Below are 18091 nucleotides of genomic sequence, written 5' to 3'. Positions count from 1 at the left end.
ACGACCCATGCAATGCATCGTGACGATCGCCAGTATCCAGCTTTGATGACGAATACGGTCAGAATGCCATTCTTGAACAAAAAAGAGAGCCGCACATGGCGGCTCTCCTCGGTTACAGCTTGAGTGACAGCGCTTTATAAAAACGCTTGTAACCTACTTCATGCGTTACATCACTGGGTCAGTGCGTTGATCAGAGCTGCCCCCTGCGGGCTGCCCCAGCCGGTGACCAGATCGAACCCGGCTACTGCCTTGAAGCCAGCGCCGCTGCCTTCGTCCGGCTTGTTGCTACCGCTGGTGATGTCGTGAAAATCGCTCGCAAAAGTCGAGCTCACGCCGATGTTGTAGATCTTGGTATTGACGAAGCCGAGTGTGCTTTTGCCCGCAGCCACCGACTGCTGGTTGGCCAGTGCCAACAGACCAGCCCAGCGCGGCGCGGCAAAGCTGGTGCCGCCGTAGCCGGTCTCGAAGGTACCGTTGACGACGGTGGGATTATCGAAGTCGGCTTCGGCCGACACGTCTGGATCGTTGCGCAGTGTGGTCGAGCCCTTGTTGGTGCTGGTGATCACGCCGGCAAGCGTCTGATAGGCAGGAATCGTGTAGCCAGCCGGCTTGTAGTAACCACCACTGCTGCCGGTCCAGCCGGTTTCCGAACTCCATGAGCCGCCTGGGCCGGTAGTAGTGAGATCGGTACCGCCGACATCCAGGATGTTGGGATCCAGTGACGGCGCCGCCCAGGTATCAGCGTTGTAGGCACCGTCATCGCCGGTGGCGTTGAGAAAGGTCTGACCCTGCGCGGCAAACTGTTTATAGATGGAGTCGTCGGCGCTGCCGAAATCACCACCACCCCACGAGCTGCTGATGACCTTGGCGGTGTTGTCCGTGGCCATCTGGTTGAGGATGTCGGTAGCGCTGGAACCCTCGTAGAAAATCACCTGCGTGAGTCCCGGCGCCATACCGATGACGTTGACGATATCGAGCACCTGCTCGCCGTCGTCACAAGTGGAGGTACCGCTGCCATCGCCAGAATCGCAGACACCGCTATAGCCGTTGACCAACACATTCTTGACTGGCACCGACGACTTCATGCCGGTCTTGGTGTAATACAGCGTGACGTCAGCGGTCTTGTAGCCATCGTACGAAAAGATACCAACCGTCTGGCCGGAACCGGTAAGCGAGCCTGAACCGTAATAGGCCGCACGCATGTCGCTGGGTAGATATTCACCCGACGGACCCGAACCATGGGTGCGCGTAATGGCCTCCATATGCTGCGCGTTGGTACCGTGCACGAGATGATTTTTTCGCGGGCTGATATTGGTCAGACCCGTGATGCCCAGCAGCGGCACGGCCAGATCCATCGTAGGCTCACGATCAGGCGCGAAAAAGACGCGGTTTTCTGTCGGATGCTGATAGTTCGAAAGCTGCACGTGCAGCGCGCGGTTGACCGTGGCGACCGACCCCTGCACGTCCACCACACGGCGATTCGGCGTGGTCTGCGTCACGGTCAGGCCATTGGACTTGGCCCAGGCCACGACAGCGTCGTAATCCTTCTGGGTCGCACCAAAGCGCTCGGCAAACTCGGCAGAAGAGAGATAATGATGATAATTGGGGCTTTGCGGATCACGCAGCTGCAACAGCAAGCTGTCCAGCTCGCTCTCGTTGCGCAACGGTAAAATCAGCCCTAGCTTCATGCTCTGCGTCTGGACCATGGTGCCTATATGTGCAGCCTGTCCGGATGACACCGCGGCAGGCAGATTGGCGCTGAGCAAGTGGTTGGCTCCCGCCACTGTCTCAGCAGCTTGCGCGGCGAAGCCAAAGGCTAATGCACCAGCGAAAAGTAACGCTGGCACAGACTTCTTGAGAACGGTTTTCTTGCGATTTGCCGAGCTATTTGGCAGTAATTTCACAATCCATTTCTCCCATTTTAGTGTTGTAAGCGATGCCATCGGACATCGCATTTGCCTTTCACTGCTATCCCTGACTCGTGCTGCAGCCGTTTGAATCTAGATAGCGCGGCACACGTTGGCAATAGGACTTTTAGGAGGTTCCGGTCGTGTAATTTCTTGCGATTCGGGTTGTGATCGGCATCAAGAAATGGCGTACTTACGCTGATATCCATGGGTTGATTTTCACTGGCGTCTGTATTGAATCGCATGCATGGCCATGGTGACCGAGGCCAACATCAAGCAAATGAACGCGGGCAATTTTTGCGCCCTCCCTTCCCATCGAACATCCGAGCACCGCGCAGTAGGATGGACGCGTAAATATCCAATCCCACTCCAGAAACCCAGATGAAAAATCAAAAAAAAACAGCACCCATGAAAAAATACTTGAGCGGCGGCGCTCTGTTGATGGCGTTATCCGCATGCTCAAGCGCAGGAAGTTTGCGTAATGGAACTCCTACGGCGGTCTACATGGGAAGCAGCAGTGCGAGCGATGTGGTCTCCTGCGTATCGACTGCCTGGGCGACAAAGCACTACCAAATAGATGCCGTACCATTAACCAGCGGAACCAGCCTTCAGCTTGCGGAAAGCGACAGCAGCCCCGTTCTTGCGCTAGTGGACATCGTTCCAACTGGAGCAAACACCAAAGCCACGTACTACTCACGGATGCCCGACGACGACACCTGGTTTTTCCAGCAAGTGAAAAGCTGCATGTAAGCGCAGGCCTTACGAGTTCAGGTGCGTTGCACTTGAATCCCGCAACCGTGGGAAAGTGGTTCATTTATCAAATCAGCAGTATTTCTGGCGAGCCTGCCGTCGTAGCCTGCGCAAAAAAGTTTGCCAGGATCGGACATGCCATGCCCGATCCTGACGGTCAATCGCACTGACGCTTGTTTCCGATCAGGACTGCGCCAATGACGTGAGCAGACCGGACTCTATGAGCGCATTCGCTGTCATGGGCTGAGCAAAATAAAACCCTTGAAGCTCATCGCAACCCAGCTCGACCAGAGCCGCGTATTGCTCGACGGTCTCCACGCCTTCGGCAACCACGCGCAGGCTTAACGAGTGCGCGAGCCGGATCACTGCATCGACGACGGCACGTGCGTCGCCGGAGGTGTCCAGATCCCTGATGAAACTGCGATCGATCTTGAGCTGTTGTACGCGCAATTGTCGGAGATAAGCAAGGCTCGAATAACCGGTACCGAAGTCATCGATGGAAAGCGACACCCCAAGCTCGGAGAGCTGGCGCAGGACACGCTGTGTCGACGCGGTGTCTTCCATCGCCACCGACTCGGTAACTTCGCATGTCACCTGCTTAGGGTCGACCGAATAGCGTTCGAACAGGTGGCACATCCGTGCGACGAGATCGGGCTGGCGTAACTGATAGCCGGAGAGATTGATCGCGACACGCATAGGGATGCCTTCGTGAGACCAGCGCTCCAACTGTCGACAGACCGCTTCAATCACCCAGTCACCGATCGCCACGATCAGACCAAAGCGTTCGGCAAGTGGAATAAAAACTTCAGGCTGTACGGTACCCAAGCTGCCGTTTTTCCAGCGCAGCAATGCCTCCAGACCCACGAGCTTTCCGCTACTGCCATCTATTTTTGGCTGGTAGTGCAGCTCAAATTCGTTTCGTCTGATGGCGCCACGTAACGCCTGCTGCAGATCCATCTGACCCGATGCACCGGATTGCATGTGGCGCTCATAAATGGCATAGGTATTGCCACCGTTGTGCTTGGCTACGTACATCGCGGCATCTGCGCAACTTATCAACCGATCCCGTGCAGCGTGATCGGGGAACAACGCGATACCGATGGAGCACGAGAGAGATATTTCACGGTCAATCAACTGCAACGGAACAGTCAGCGAATGCAGGATGCGGTCGGCCAGCACCACGGCGTCCGATGCGCCCTGTACATCCTCCAGCAGGAGCAGGAACTCGTCGCCACCAATGCGTGCAACGGTATCCGTATCGCGAGCCAGCTCACTCAAGCGAGTGGATACTTGCCGAAGCACGTGGTCGCCGGCGGTGTGACCGTAACTGTCATTGACCGGCTTGAAGCCATCGATATCGATGAATAGCACGGCCAGTTTGGCAAACGTGCGCTTGCCGGGAAACGTCGCCTGTTGGCTGATGCGATTCAGCGCATGTTCGAGGCGATCTTCAAGCAGGGCTCGGTTGGCCAGCCCGGTCAGCGGATCGCGAAAAGCCATGCGCTGCAGTTCGGCATTCGCGCCCTGCAGCTGTTGATTGGCCTCCTCCAGTGACTGCGCCATGGTGAACGCGCGAGCCTGCAGCCGCGCATCGAATATGGAGGTGAGAAGCGTGATCGACAGCAGGATCAACGAGGCGAACACCACCATCGTGCCGAGATTGTGTCCACCCAAGCCATTGATTGTCTGGCAGATGGCGCCCGCCGGAAAACTTGCTGCCGCCATGCCGGTGTAGTGCATGCCCGCGATAGCCGCGCCCATGATCAGCGCTGCAGCACCTTGGGTGAGATAGGCGCGTAGACCGTGCAGCTGGCGCATGGAAAAAAGCACGCGCAGCGCCACCGCCGATGCCAGTATCGCAATCCCTGCCGAGGCAGCCACCAGCCACATATTCCAGATGATGAGCGGCGTCAGCAGCATCGCCGTCATGCCGATGTAATGCATCCCGCAGATACCGGCCCCCATCACCAGGGCACCGATGAGCCATGCCGACGGTGCGAGTTGGTCGCGTGCGGCGATGCGTAGCGAAATGACCGATACGCCAACAGCAACCAGCCATGACAGCAGCGTTAACAGCGGATCGTAGGTAATGGAGATCGGCAGACTCATCGCCAGCATGCCGACGAAGTGCATCGACCAGATACCAGTACCCATCACCAACGCACCGCCAACAGTCCACAGGATGACCGAGCCACGACCTTTGTCGCGAACTCGCCGTGCAAGATCCAGCGCCACGTAAGATGCATAGACGGCGATTAGTACGGATAGCAACACTCCGCCATCGTCATAGCTCGGGTGCAGCATCTGGAACGACATGCCCTGCAGTTTCCTTCATGGTGTACGGACTACCAAGCATCAACCCATTGCCAATGCATTGGCTGTTACGCGCACCGTTCCTAAATCAAACGGCTGAAGAGAGATTCGTGCATCTATCCCGCTGCGTTCGCTCAGCCGATGCAGTAGACAACAAATCGACTGACAACAAACAACATTCTGTTCGATCACCGTCCGTATTTGTGTGACAGGTGCAAGACCCCGCATTGAAAATCGTGAAAATCTATCGATGATCTTGCGCGACTCATTTCGATAGCATTGCACTGTCAATCGCTAGCAACGAGCCATCCGTTGTATAGCCGAATCACACCCGATCAACGCACGTAGCTCACTAGTGTCAATCTCCCGAACCAAGTGGCCAGCGACCCATCACTTCGTGTTTGGACTGGCCGAAAAAGCTGCGGATCAGCACAAACTCGCGGGCCATCCAGCTGATCGGTGGAATCGGCTGTTCGATGGCTTCCACCCCCTGTGCATAAAGCAACGTTACATGAGGTAGATAGCTTGATACGCCAGCGACATGCAGTCCCTGCGCATACTGCGCATCGGCCAGCGCCTTGCGCAACTTCAGTGTCACTTCGGTCGTGAGCGTATCCGCGCAAAGCACAAACGGAAACCGGCCATCCTTGCCTGCACTGCTGAAGCGCATGGCGCTATCCAGCGTGATCTTGAATTCTTTCACTCGTACTTCTTCTGCAGCGGCCAGTAAAGCACCTTCCAACGGTTGACGCAGGCGATCCGGTTTGCCGATGGGGCTAAGCGTGATGTGCAATCGATCGATATCAACTGACGAGCCCCCAAGCCGATGCGATTTCACGAAGCGCTCGCCAATGCGAATGATCTCGGCCTTGGCTTCCTTATCCGGAAGTATGGCGAAGAACATGTTGACGCCGTCCAGCAGCCGGCGGCTTGGGGATAGCTTGAACTCGGCTTGCGAATCCATTAGCGCACTACCTCACTGGTACAGATTGCATCAGTCACGACCGAACAAGCGCGAAACGCGCCATGAGCGGAAACCGATATTTTTAGAGTCACGGCCACGTTGAGCGGTGCGTATTCATCCAGCCCACTAAAGTGTGATGCACATCACACCAAGACTATACGAAATGTTCCGGCTTGGCGCACGGATACATGCGATGTGACGGCAATAAACGGCCCTGCCGCTCTTTATGAACGGGACAATCGCCTCCTTTGAACCATCGCTACCGGTGCAGGTGCGTGCCGGGTTGCATTGCCATCCATCGACACACACGCCTTTTAGGCGAGCCGTCTTGACGGCTCGACAATGCACACAACGTGTAGGCGGTAATAGCGTCAGAACCACGTGGATGCGGAGCAGCGCGGCGGACACCCTATCGCGTGAGCCAAATCACGAGTCAGCGCCCACGTCTATGGCCGGCTTCGCCCTTGGCGTGCAATCAGATCAATTACGAAATCAATGGTTTTATTATTTACCATTAATAGAATATGAATATAACTTATAATGTAACTTAAATTTCACTCCCTTCGCACGATTATGAATATTAATTAATTTTCAATAGAAAGTTCATTATATCTCTGATTATTTCTTATAGACGTTCATTTTCCAGTGAACTAGTTTGTCGGCATTCGTCACAGGGAATACGCGACGAATGGTTCCAGTTCGCCGCATACAATGAAGTTGGAATCATGCGACGTTCGAGCGTTACGTCGGCACTGCCTGCATGAGGACTGCAGGGGGATCAGCAGCCCGTCGAAGCTCAAGGAATCGCCAAGCAATCGAACTTACGCCGTCGCGTTAGCGCGCGACACAACTGTCATGGGGTTTCGCGACCGCAGCAGGGTCGGCTGTCCTCGAAATAGTGGGAGTCAAGAAATAATGCCAAGCCATATTCGTACCAAAACACTGATCGCCACCATCAGTCTGGCCGTCGTCTCGTCCGTCTATGCCGATTCGCCGAGCAGCGCGATAGGCAATTCCGCACTGATGACCGTCGCGCACGCCACTACGCTACGTCAAGGTGATACGGTCGTTGGGCCACTAACCTCCTCGCAGCCGATGCACGTGGTGATGTCGCTGAAGCTGCGCAATCAGGCGCAGTTGCAGAGTTATCTGAAGACACCGGGACACAAGCCGCTTACCCCCGCGCAGTTCGGCGCCCAGTACTCCCCCACCGCTGCGCAGGCGCAAGCCGTTGCTGCCTACATGACCAAGGCCGGCTTCACCCATGTGACGATCGCACCGAATCGCATGTTGGTTGAAGGTTACGGTCACGCCGATACGGCACAGGCCGCCTTCAATACCACCTTCGTACATGTGCATACGCATGATGGTCGTGATGCTTACGCCAACGATAATGATGTCAAGATTCCCGCGTCACTGCAGGGCTCTGTTTTGGAAGTCGTCGGTCTGCAGAACGTGCATATTGCGCATACGTTCGCGAAGCGCATCAACCCCAATGCCGTGCATACCCATGCCAGCGGTTCGGCGGTCGCGCATAATCCAACTGATTTCGCCTCGATCTACAACGCCAGCAATCTCTCACCCGCCACATCCATTTCGGTTGGCGTGATCACCGAAGGCAGCATGAGCAACGTCGAAAGCGACCTGCAGACGTTTACATCCAACAACGGACTGTCCACTGTCAGCGTGCAGGTCGTCGGCAACGGCAGCAGCGATACCAGCGGCGATGGCGAGTGGGACCTGGATACGCAGGACATCGTCGGCATGACTGGCGGCGTGCAACAACTTGTTCTGTACGACGCCGCTTCGCTAAGCGATGCCGATCTGAGCACCGATTACAACGCCGTGGTGTCGGCCAACGCCGTACCGGTGATCAATGTGTCGCTGGGCGAATGCGAGACAGATGCAGCCACTTCCACCGACGACCAGATCTTTGAGCAAGCCGAGTCGCAAGGACAAACCTTCTCGGTCTCATCTGGCGATTCCGGTGCCGATGAATGTGGCAACGGTGGTATCACGCCAAGTTATCCAGCCAGCTCACCTTACGTGGTGGCCGTGGGTGGTACTGAGCTGTACACCACCAACACCACGACTTTCAGCCGGGAGACCGTTTGGAACAACCTCAGCGAGAACGAAGGCGCCACCGGTGGCAGCCCCAGCACGATCGAGTCGATTCCCAGCTGGCAGCAGGGCGTAGGGCAAAACGGCAGCTCCAGCTTTCGTGGTGTGCCAGACGTGGCTTTCGACGCCAGTCCGGACACAGGCTCGCTGGTCGTCGTCGACGGGCAAACCAATCAACAGATCGGCGGCACCAGCCTCGCTTCACCACTGTTCGTCGGTTCGTGGGCGCGCATTCTGCAGGCCAATGGCAGCCTGGGCTTTGCCGCACCACTGATCTATGCAGATGCCGCTGCCAACTCGGGCGACTTCCACGACGTCACATCCGGCAACAACGACGGTGAGACCGCCGCCGTGGGCTGGGATTACACCACCGGTTTCGGCAGCCTCAACGTCGGCAACGTATCGGCGAACATCGGCAGCGCAAGCACGAATGCCATTTCGCGCGTGTCCAACAATACCAGCGGCACGACGCCCAAGCAGTAACTTGTCCCACGCAGGGATGCGCATCATTGGGGAAAAAAGGCCCGGCCAACCAGCCGGGTCTTTTTTATGGCGGCACACAGGCAGTAATTGCTACCTTCTCGTCCGAGAGTCATTCCCGAAGCATCGACAAGGGCGGAGCAACGCTAAGCCATGACCGCTGACGTAATCTTCCGTTCATTGCGAGAAGCCATCGTGACCATGCTGGCGGCATTGGCCACAATGCTGTGCGCACTCACAATCGACCCGGAACCGGGCCCAGCGATACTCGCGATCGTGCTCTGCCTTTCGCTGTCGCGCAGCCAGCTCGATCGGGACCTGCGTGGCCGGTTGGAGGCCGCGATCACGCTACCCGCCGTCAGCCTTGCCGCGCTTGGCGTCGCCACACTGCTGCATCGCGCACCGTGGATCGGCGCGGTGGTTTTCGTCGCGGGCATGTCGCTGTCCATCTGGTTGCGACGATTCGGCCCCATGGTGCGCCGCGCTGGATCGCTCATTGCACTTCCCTTTGTCGTCATCCTCACCACACCCTACGTGCCGACAACGCGCGTCAGCCACGGGATGGCCCTGCTCTTGCCGATCATCGTCGCGCTGCTGGCGCTCCTGTGGGTCTCCGCGTTTCATCTGCTCGCCCATCGTCTGCGCTGGCTGCCGCCCACTCGTATATCGAAAGAAGTAGCTGAAACACCAACGCGAACCAGCTCCATGCGCCCGATGGCAAGCAGCCGGATGGCCATCCAGATGGGTATTGCTCTTGCTGTGGCCTTTATCGTCGGCTACGTCTTCTTTGCCGAACGATGGGCCTGGATCGTGCTCACCGCCTATATCGTCGGCAGCGGAAATCAGGGACGTCTGGATGTCGCGTACAAAAGCGTGCTGCGGGTACTCGGTGCTGGTGCCGGCACGCTTGCGGCTTTGACGTTTACCGTTCACGCCGGATCGCATGATGCGACAACGGTGGTGCTCATGCTTGCCGCGGTGTTCCTTGGCATGTGGTTGCGTCCACTTGGCTACGCGTGGTGGGCGCTATTTGTCACGCTGGCGCTCGCGCTGCTGCAGGGCTTCGAAGGCCCTTCCGCACAGCACGTCCTTTGGTTGCGGCTGGAGGAAATCGTTATCGGCGCGATTATCGGCGTAGCTGCCGCGTGGTTCGTGCTGCCCGTTCGATCCACTGGTGTGTTGCGCCGACGGATCGCCGATGCGCTGGCCACGCTGGCCGACGCTTTGGACCCCGTGACGCCAACGCGCCTATCCAATGATTTTGTGGAGGCACTCGCTCGCGTCGAAAAGGTCGCCCCAGCATTTCGCGCAAGCCGACTGGTGACACGACACCTGCGCACCGTGCAGCCGGCGGACTGGATAGACGCCCTGATTGCCTGTCGTGCGCATGCCGTCACGCTAATCGATAGCGGCGAAACGCCAGGCGGCGTGCGCAAAACCCTTGGCGCCGCTCGTAAGGCGATGCTCGCACCCGAAGAAATTCCAGAAGCGTTGGACAACCTGTTTCGTTCATTGGCTGAACCCAGAACAGATCGAGCTCATTAACTTAATAGGCGCTGAAAAACACACAACGACCGAAACTCGACACCTCGACGCACGCACCCCGCAAAGAGTTGTGCATCTCGGCGAATCAGAATGCGAGGCCCAACATCCGGATGCACTGTCACGAGCAGGTAAAAGCGAGCATGGTAGAAATGGTCGGGACTAAAGCCTCTTTCTGATCAACGATGAAGTCCCGGCCATGCCAACGCGATCGCTTCGTACGCAATGGCCAGCCTATCCCACGCTCCGGCCACGCCGGGCACAACCAAGGACATCGACATGCCGAGAATCAGCACAAGCGACGGAACCGAGATTTTCTACAAGGACTGGGGTACCGGCCAGCCCATCGTTTTCCACCATGGCTGGCCACTGAGCGCCGACGACTGGGACGCACAGATGCTGTTTTTCCTGTCGCACGGTTATCGCGTCATCGCGCATGATCGGCGCGGGCACGGTCGCTCTACCCAGACCGCCATTGGTAACGAAATGGACACCTATGCAGCCGATGTGGCGGCGCTGGCCGTTCATCTCGACCTGAAAGACGCGATCCACGTCGGCCATTCCACCGGCGGCGGCGAGGTCGCGCGCTATGTCGCTCAGCACGGAGCCGGCCGTGTGGCCAAGGCCGTGCTGATCAGTGCAGTGCCACCCATCATGGTGAAGTCCGACAAGAATCCTGGCGGCCTGCCGATCGAAGTATTCGACGGATTCCGTGCAGCACTCGCAGCCAACCGTGCACAGTTTTACAAGGACGTACCGACCGGCCCGTTCTACGGCTTCAATCGCGAAGGCGCCAAGGTCTCGCAGGGTGTCATCGACAACTGGTGGCGCCAGGGCATGATCGGCGGCAGCAAGGCACACTACGACTGCATCAAGGCCTTCTCCGAAACCGACTTTACGGACGATCTGAAAGCCATCGACGTACCCGTGTTGATCATGCACGGCGACGACGACCAGATCGTGCCGATCGCCGATGCCGGTCTGCTCTCCGCCAAGCTGGTCAAACATGGCACGCTGAAAGTCTACAAAGGTTATCCGCACGGCATGTGCACGACTCATGCCGATGTCATCAATCAGGACTTACTGACTTTCTTCAAGTCATGATCGAGGCGATCGCACCAGCCGGTCCCGGATAGCTCCGCCACTGAGAATGTTGACCCTGACTCATATGTCAGGGTCAACCAAAGCACTTTCATCACCATGGCGTTTGTAACCGCTCGCTGCGCTTAGCTGCAGTGGGTCATGGTGGCTTGCCATTCGGCCGAATGGCAAATATCGTGGCCGGGCTGCGAGCCATGCTCGTGGTCTATCGAAGACAAACAGGGGAAAACTTGATGCAACGCATAGGAATGGCAGTTCTCTGCCTGATGCTTGGTGCGTGCGGCGCTGTCGCACCGAAATACACTCCATCCGCAGAAAATCAACTGGCGCTTCGTAACAGCGATCTCGTCCACGTCAACGTCGGAAGCATTGGTGTCTCTTCTGAGACTATCAACAAGGCCACTGTGCGCGGCGGGAAATTCTCCACACCGTCAGCGTCATTCAACGCGTATTTGCAAGATTCGATACAGACCGAGCTATCCCAGGCGGGTCTGCTGGATCCAGCATCCCATGATGTGATTGGCGGCACCATGACACGCAACGACTTCGACGGCTCCGGCATGTCGGTTGGCACCGCTGACCTGGCGGCGGACTTCTGGATAGACCACGACGGCAAGCGTATCTACCAAGGTCAGAAAACGGCCCACTTTGAATGGAAGTCATCCTTCGCCGGCATGACCGCGATCCCTGCAGCCGCCCAAGGCTATATGCAGGCTGTGCAGAAGCTGGTTCACGAACTACTCGCCGATCCAGACTTCCAGAAGGCACTACATAAATGATCACGATTCTTGCTCGAAAGACCCGACAACTAGCCTCCTTGACCATTCTCGGCGCCATGCTCGTCATGGCCGGCTGCGCGCATCCGGTATCGTTGCGTGCTGACGTGAATTACCCCTCAGACAAGACTGTCGATACAGCAGTCGGCTATTTCATCAGCGATGCCAACCGCAAGCTGGAAGTAACTACTCCCGCGGGCGGCGGTGACAAGATGCGGTATTTCCCTTATCGCGATCTGGAGCCTGCCATTCTCAGCACGTTGGGCAGCGTGTTCCGGAAGGTCTATAGCGTGCCGGAAACCGGCCGCGCGGCCTACATCGCGGATCACCATCTCACCTTTGTGTTCGAACCCGTTCTGACTACCGATTCCTCAAGCCACAGTGCGATTTTCTGGCCGGCGACGGACTTTGATCTCACGATCAAGGTCACCGCGCTGAATCCTGCAGGACAGACCGTATGGAATCAGGAGTTCACCGGTCATGGTCATGTGGACAAGGGCCGTTCGCTGGTTGATGTTCCACCGGCCAAGGCGGCGGCGGCAGAGGCTTTCGACAAGCTGCGCAAGGCTCTGATGGATGACCCGCAATTTCAGGAGTCAGCCTCCCGTTGAAATTAATCGGTGCGACTCGCCGGAACCGTCCGGCGAGTCGCACCGATTTTTGATCCACGAAAGTGCCGTAACTCCACGACGCTTCTTGCGTAGATACGTTCACGCCGATCTGATGCCGCTAACGGCGCATCCGCGTGACTCAGGGTCCAGCGCAACGAATCCCTCGGACTGCCGCCTGTATGTGCGGGTGATTGTCGAGATTTCATGACCCCGCAACGATCCGCTACACAGCACTCTGAAAAAGATGCTGCAATAACGATGCTTCAACGCCTCGGCCTGTGGCGCAAACATCGTGTGGTCCATCAGTAGACCGTGCGAAAACACCAGGACCGACGCACCTTCGCCGGTATCCTCGTAATACAACTTCTGTCCGTTGACGGCGGCGTAAGGCATGCAGCTCTCCTCATTGCGCGTCGCAGCCCCACGGTCGCGGCATCAGAGCCTCCGATTCTAACCACCTCGGCAGTCGCAATGCTTGACGCGCTGCATGGTGTATCCGAGCTTCCCCCAGTGAACCGCAGCTTGATCAACAGGAAACGATCACGCCGCTGCCGCTAGATTTACTCATCACATTTCCTGCGAAGAGCAACCGACCATGTCGAACCACTCTGCTGTTGTTTCCGGTCGCGTTGCGATAGTCACCGGTGCTGCCAGTGGCATTGGCCTTGCCGCGGCCCGCAAGTTGGGCGAAGCCGGAATGCGGATTGTGCTTGTCGATATCGACGCCGATTCGCTGGAACGTGCAGTCGCCGATCTCAAATCGACCGGAATCAACGCGCGTGCAGTGAGGGCCGATGTGAGCCGGGGCGAAGATATGGCGCGCGTCAAGACCGAGGCTGATGCGTTCGGCGAAGTGTCGGTACTGATGAACAACGCCGCACGTGAAGGTGGCGATGGTCTGTTCGCCGATATTGCTAAGTGGAAGGCCACGCTCGATATCAACGTCGGCGGCGTGCTGCACGGCATCCAGCTGTTCGTGCCTGACATGATTAGCGTGAACTGGCCCTGCATGGTGATCAACACCGGTTCGAAACAGGGCATCACCCTGCCGCCCGGCGATACCGCTTATAACGTCAGCAAGGCTGCCCTGCGCGCGCTGACGGAGTCGCTGGCGCACGAGCTGCTGGCGACGAACGATCGTGTGAGCGCTCACCTGCTGATCCCGGGCTTCACCTATACCGGACTTACCCGTGCACGCGGCATCAAGGAAAAGCCAGCCGCCGCGTGGACGGCCGAGCAAGTCGTTGAGTTCATGTGGCCAGCGCTCGCGCGCGGCGATTTCTACATCCTGTGTCCCGACAATGACGTGGCGCGCGTCACCGATGAGAAGCGCATTCGCTGGGCTGCCGATGACATTATCAAGAACCGCCCCGCGCTCTCACGCTGGCATCCGGATTACAAACAGGCCTTTGCTGACCACATGAAAGACTGATGTAGCTGATCACACATGCCGCACGGTCATGTGGATATGACGAAATATGTTTTTGACGAATAGCCAATACACGATAAAACGGACGTCCATACCGCCAAATAAATCATCTATGACGATCCCACGTTACGCAGCCCTTGCCGCCGCCATCGTATTTTCTCCGGTGATCCATGCCGATGAAAACACTTACGTGAACTCGCCTTACCTGGGTCTACGCTATCGCGACAGCACCCTGCATTCGGACAGCTTCGAAAAGACCGGTCGCGCACACACGCTGCGGCTCCAACTCGGCTACCTCTGGGCATTTACACCGCACCTTGCGGCGTACGCGGAAGTTACCAAGGTACAGCCACTATTCGGTCGGCAATACGACGACACCACCGGTCGTCGCACACCGTATCCGGCCGAGCCCGACCCGCGCTCGACCGAACTCAGCAGCGCATGGCTGGGTTACGACAACGGCGATGTCGGCATTCGAGTCGGACGGCAATACCTGCACCTGGATAACAATCGTTTCTTCAGCCCGAACTACTGGCGGCAGAATCCACAGTCGTTCGATGGCATCACCACCTATGTCAAGCTCGCCGACAAAACCACGCTGAGCTACGACTGGATCAATCAGGTCAATCGCACCGTCGGCGCGGACTTTCCCGACTACACCCAGCGCCGATGGGAACTCGACGGTCACCTGATACACCTTGATCAGGTGCTTCCGCTTGGGCAGCTGACTGCCTACGGCTACTTCGTGAAAAACCTGACTCTGGCGAAGAACTCTGTACGTACGTTTGGCGCGCGCTGGACTGGTACCGCGCCGCTGGCCGACACCGGCACCAACCTGGGCTGGACACTCGAAGGCGCACATCAGAACGACTACGCCAACAACCCGGCGCATTTCAGTCTGCCTTATCACCTGTTCGAGTTGAGCTACGGGCTGCCCGCCATTTCTGGACGTCTTGGCGAAGAGTCGCTGGGCGGTGACGGCAAAACGGCGTTCAACATCGCCTACGGCTCGGGACATAGCTTCGATGGCTGGGTCGGCGTTTTCAGCATCCCGGCACACGGTCTGCGCGATCGCTACGCCGGCCTCTATGGCGTCTTGCCCTGGCACTCGCTCACGTGGCTGGTGACCCATCACGAATTTGATCCGCAAAGCGGCGGCGGTGCGCGCTACGGCAGCGAGACCGATGTCGGCGTCAAAGCGCAGGTCAGTACGCGCTTCACCCTCGAGCTGCAGTACGGCGACTACCGCGCCGACAGCTTCACCGTGAACCAGCGCAAGCTCTGGCTATTGGCGGAGTATCGCTATGGCAAGCAGATGATGTAGCCACTTGTGGCACGCTGCTACAAGCAGCAGTCCATAGAGAACGACAAGGCAAACTCGAGCTCGCCCGCAGCCATGTGCGCCCACAAAGCCTGTTTCGGCGATCCATCTTCGCCGAGCCGCAGCGGAAGGCAAAAACACGCCCGCTGAGACGACAAAGCAAAAAGCTCTATCTCCTCGCAGTCTCCGATCTCTTTTCAATGAATACGTATGCAGACGCTGGTTGCTGCATTGCGATGCTACCTACTATCCATGCACTGAGCGCCGCATGACTTCTATCGCGCCCATGACGTGCGATGAGTAGTGGTCTTTGACATCACGGCGGCAAACGCAACCCGTTACGCCAGGTTGTCCCGACACCTCAACATACGCTCCATCACGTCGACTCTGTAGCACCTGATCGTCAACGAAACAGGATGGAGGCAGACCCGAATGAAGTGTCCAAAGATTCTCGCCGCGTTGCTCGTCTGTGTCAGCCTCGCCGGCACTCCGATCATGCCCACACATGCTGCCATCAACAGCATGACGCTTGGCGCGAGCTACAACGCCCAGAAAACCAGCATCACCTTCCGAGTCTATTCCTCGCAGGCCACGCGAATGATGCTGTACCTGTATGCCAGCGGTTACGGCGCACAGGATTCCGCGAATTATGTGTTGAGTTCGGTTGGCAATGGGGTCTGGTCGGTCACCGTGCCGGTGTCGTCGATCCAGGCTGCCGGCATCACTGGATCGGTGTATTACGGCTACCGCGCCTGGGGGCCGAACTGGCCCTACAACGCGAGCTGGGGCAAAGGCTCGGCGGCAGGCTTCATTTCGGATGTTGATGCGAGTGGCAACCGCTTCAATCCAAACAAGCTGCTGCTTGACCCCTATGCGCAGGAGATGAGCCAGGATCCGCTCAACGCGTCAAACCAGAATGCCGACATCTTTGCCTCGGGCGCCAGCTACCGAAATACCGACAGTGGCACGTATGCATCGAAAGGCATCGTGCTGGCACCAAGTACACAAAGCACCGGTACCAAGCCCACGCGAGCGCAGAAGGACGACGTGATCTACGAAGTCAATGTGCGCGGCCTGACCGAGCAGGACACCAGCATCGCGGCAACCTATCGCGGCACCTATCAAGGCGCCGGACTCAAGGCGCCAGCGCTCGCCAGCCTCGGCATCACCGCCGTCGAATTTCTGCCCCTGCAGGAAACGCAGAACGACGCGAACGACGTCGTGCCGAATTCGGACGCGAACCAGAACTACTGGGGTTACATGACCGAAGACTACTTCGCACCAGATCGGCATTACGCTTACAACAAGGCGGCAGGCGGCCCCACCGCCGAGTTCCAGGCAATGGTGCAGGCATTCCACAACGCCGGCATCAAGGTCTACATGGACGTGGTCTACAACCACACCAGCGAAGGCGGCACGTGGAGCAGCTCTGACCCCACCACGGCAACCATTACTTCCTGGCGTGGCCTGGACAACACAACCTATTACGAACTCGCCTCCGGCAACCAGTACTACTACGACAACACCGGCATTGGCGCCAACTACAACACCTACAACACCGTCGCGCAGAACCTGATCGTCGATTCCCTCGCCTATTGGGCCAACACGATGGGCGTCGATGGTTTCCGTTTCGATCTCGCCGCCGTGCTGGGCAACAGTTGCCTCAATGGCAGTTACACGTCCGCCGCGCCCAACTGCCCGAACGGCGGCTACAACTTCGACGCGGCCGATTCGAATGTCGCGATCAACCGCATCCTCAGTGAATTCACCGTCCGCCCCGCGGCCGGTGGCAGTGGGCTCGATCTGTATGCCGAACCCTGGGCGATTGGCGACAATTCTTACCAGCTTGGTGGCTTTCCAAAAGGCTGGTCCGAGTGGAACGGCAGCTTTCGTGACAGCCTGCGTCAAGCGCAGAACGAGCTGGGCAACATGACGATCTCCATCAGCCAGGACGCGAACGATTTCTCCGGCTCGTCCAATCTGTTCCAGGCCAGCGGCCGTGCACCGTGGAACTCGACCAACTTCATCGACGTGCATGACGGCCTGACTCTCAACGACGTCTATGCCTGCAACGGTTCCAGCAATGCGCAGGCGTGGCCATACGGCCCATCGGATGGCGGCACGACCACCAACTACAGCTGGGATCAGGGCATGTCGGCCGGCACCGGTACGGCGCTCGACCAGCGTCGTGCGGCACGCACTGGCATGGCGTTCGAAATGCTCTCGGCCGGCACACCGCTGATGCAGGGCGGCGACGAATATCTACGCACGCTTCAATGCAATAACAACGCCTACAACCTCGACTCGACGGCCAACTGGCTGACCAATACGTGGAGCACCAATCAGTCGAACTTCTACACCTTCGCCCAGCGGCTCATTGCATTCCGCGAGGCGCATCCCGCACTGCGCCCTGCTACTTGGTACACGAGCAGCCAGGTCGCCTGGTATCAGCCGAGCGGCGCGGCGGCCACGAGCAGCTACTGGAACAACACCAGCAACTACTCGATCGCCTATACCATCAACGGCTCATCGTTCGGCGATGCCAATTCAATCTATATCGCCTACAACGGCTGGTCCGGCAGCGTCACGTTCACCTTGCCCGCGCCACCAACCGGCACGAACTGGTACCGCGTGACCGACACCTGCAACTGGAACGACGGCGTCAATACCTTCGTCACACCCGGCAACGAAACCCTGATTGGCGGTTCGGGCACCACCTACAGCCAATGTAATCAGTCCTTGCTGCTGCTGATCTCGAAGTAATCAGAAAACCGCG

Annotated in this window: 13 protein-coding genes; 9 read left to right on the top strand and 4 right to left on the bottom strand. The window is 57.9% G+C overall.

Annotation, left to right across the window (positions count from 1 at the left end; genetic code table 11):
• Nucleotides 1-170 precede the first annotated feature (170 nt).
• Nucleotides 171-1904 (bottom strand): S53 family peptidase, encoded by a 1734-nt coding sequence (locus HDE80_RS14310; protein ID WP_184671963.1) that lies wholly within the window; start codon nt 1902-1904, stop codon nt 171-173.
• 384 nt (nt 1905-2288) lie between these two features.
• Between HDE80_RS14310 and HDE80_RS14305 the strand changes: the two genes are divergently transcribed.
• A complete protein-coding gene (locus HDE80_RS14305) occupies nt 2289-2657 on the top strand; it encodes a hypothetical protein (protein WP_184671961.1) in 369 nt (122 codons plus the stop codon).
• A 183-nt stretch (nt 2658-2840) separates the two neighbouring features.
• Here the strand turns inward: HDE80_RS14305 and HDE80_RS14300 are convergent, their stop codons facing one another.
• A complete protein-coding gene (locus HDE80_RS14300; RefSeq protein ID WP_184671958.1) occupies nt 2841-4973 on the bottom strand; it encodes an EAL domain-containing protein in 2133 nt (710 codons plus the stop codon).
• Between the two features lie 355 nt (nt 4974-5328).
• Entirely contained in the window at nt 5329-5934 is a 606-nt protein-coding gene (locus HDE80_RS14295) for a 2'-5' RNA ligase family protein (RefSeq protein ID WP_184671956.1), read from the bottom strand.
• A gap of 915 nt (nt 5935-6849) precedes the next feature.
• Here HDE80_RS14295 and HDE80_RS14290 point away from each other — a divergent pair.
• From HDE80_RS14290 to HDE80_RS14270, 5 genes are all read left to right on the top strand, one after another.
• Complete coding sequence (locus HDE80_RS14290) at nt 6850-8538, top strand: S53 family serine peptidase (protein WP_184671953.1); 1689 nt, start codon at nt 6850-6852, stop codon at nt 8536-8538.
• Nucleotides 8539-8688: 150 nt separating this feature from the next.
• Nucleotides 8689-10080, top strand: coding sequence for an FUSC family protein (locus HDE80_RS14285; RefSeq protein ID WP_184671951.1), 1392 nt, complete (start codon nt 8689-8691; stop codon nt 10078-10080).
• A 276-nt stretch (nt 10081-10356) separates the two neighbouring features.
• The gene (locus tag HDE80_RS14280; RefSeq protein ID WP_221437577.1) at nt 10357-11181 is read left to right on the top strand and encodes an alpha/beta hydrolase; all 825 of its coding nucleotides are present in this window, start codon (nt 10357-10359) and stop codon (nt 11179-11181) included.
• Nucleotides 11182-11342: 161 nt separating this feature from the next.
• On the top strand, nt 11343-11957 hold the full coding sequence (locus HDE80_RS14275; protein WP_184671945.1) for a hypothetical protein: 615 nt from the start codon (nt 11343-11345) through the stop codon (nt 11955-11957).
• Entirely contained in the window at nt 11954-12565 is a 612-nt protein-coding gene (locus HDE80_RS14270) for a hypothetical protein (RefSeq protein ID WP_184671942.1), read from the top strand. The genes HDE80_RS14275 and HDE80_RS14270 overlap by 4 nt, the downstream gene beginning before the upstream one ends.
• 99 nt (nt 12566-12664) lie before the next feature.
• Here the strand turns inward: HDE80_RS14270 and HDE80_RS22040 are convergent, their stop codons facing one another.
• A complete protein-coding gene (locus HDE80_RS22040) occupies nt 12665-12958 on the bottom strand; it encodes an alpha/beta hydrolase (RefSeq protein WP_221437576.1) in 294 nt (97 codons plus the stop codon).
• A 202-nt stretch (nt 12959-13160) separates the two neighbouring features.
• Between HDE80_RS22040 and HDE80_RS14260 the strand changes: the two genes are divergently transcribed.
• The 3 genes from HDE80_RS14260 to HDE80_RS14250 all read left to right on the top strand — a co-directional run bounded on the left by HDE80_RS14260 (nt 13161) and on the right by HDE80_RS14250 (nt 18078).
• Nucleotides 13161-13997, top strand: a complete 837-nt coding sequence (locus HDE80_RS14260) for an SDR family NAD(P)-dependent oxidoreductase (protein ID WP_184671940.1) — start codon at nt 13161-13163, stop codon at nt 13995-13997.
• A 109-nt stretch (nt 13998-14106) separates the two neighbouring features.
• On the top strand, nt 14107-15318 hold the full coding sequence (locus HDE80_RS14255) for an alginate export family protein (RefSeq protein WP_184603627.1): 1212 nt from the start codon (nt 14107-14109) through the stop codon (nt 15316-15318).
• Nucleotides 15319-15747: 429 nt separating this feature from the next.
• A complete protein-coding gene (locus tag HDE80_RS14250) occupies nt 15748-18078 on the top strand; it encodes an alpha-amylase family glycosyl hydrolase (RefSeq protein WP_184671938.1) in 2331 nt (776 codons plus the stop codon).
• Nucleotides 18079-18091 lie beyond the last annotated feature (13 nt).

The sequence above is a fragment of the Rhodanobacter sp. A1T4 genome (genome assembly GCF_014207185.1).
Taxonomy (GTDB): domain Bacteria; phylum Pseudomonadota; class Gammaproteobacteria; order Xanthomonadales; family Rhodanobacteraceae; genus Rhodanobacter.
The sequence above is the reverse complement of the archived record's forward strand: the minus strand, read 5'-3'. Positions and strand labels throughout refer to the sequence as shown.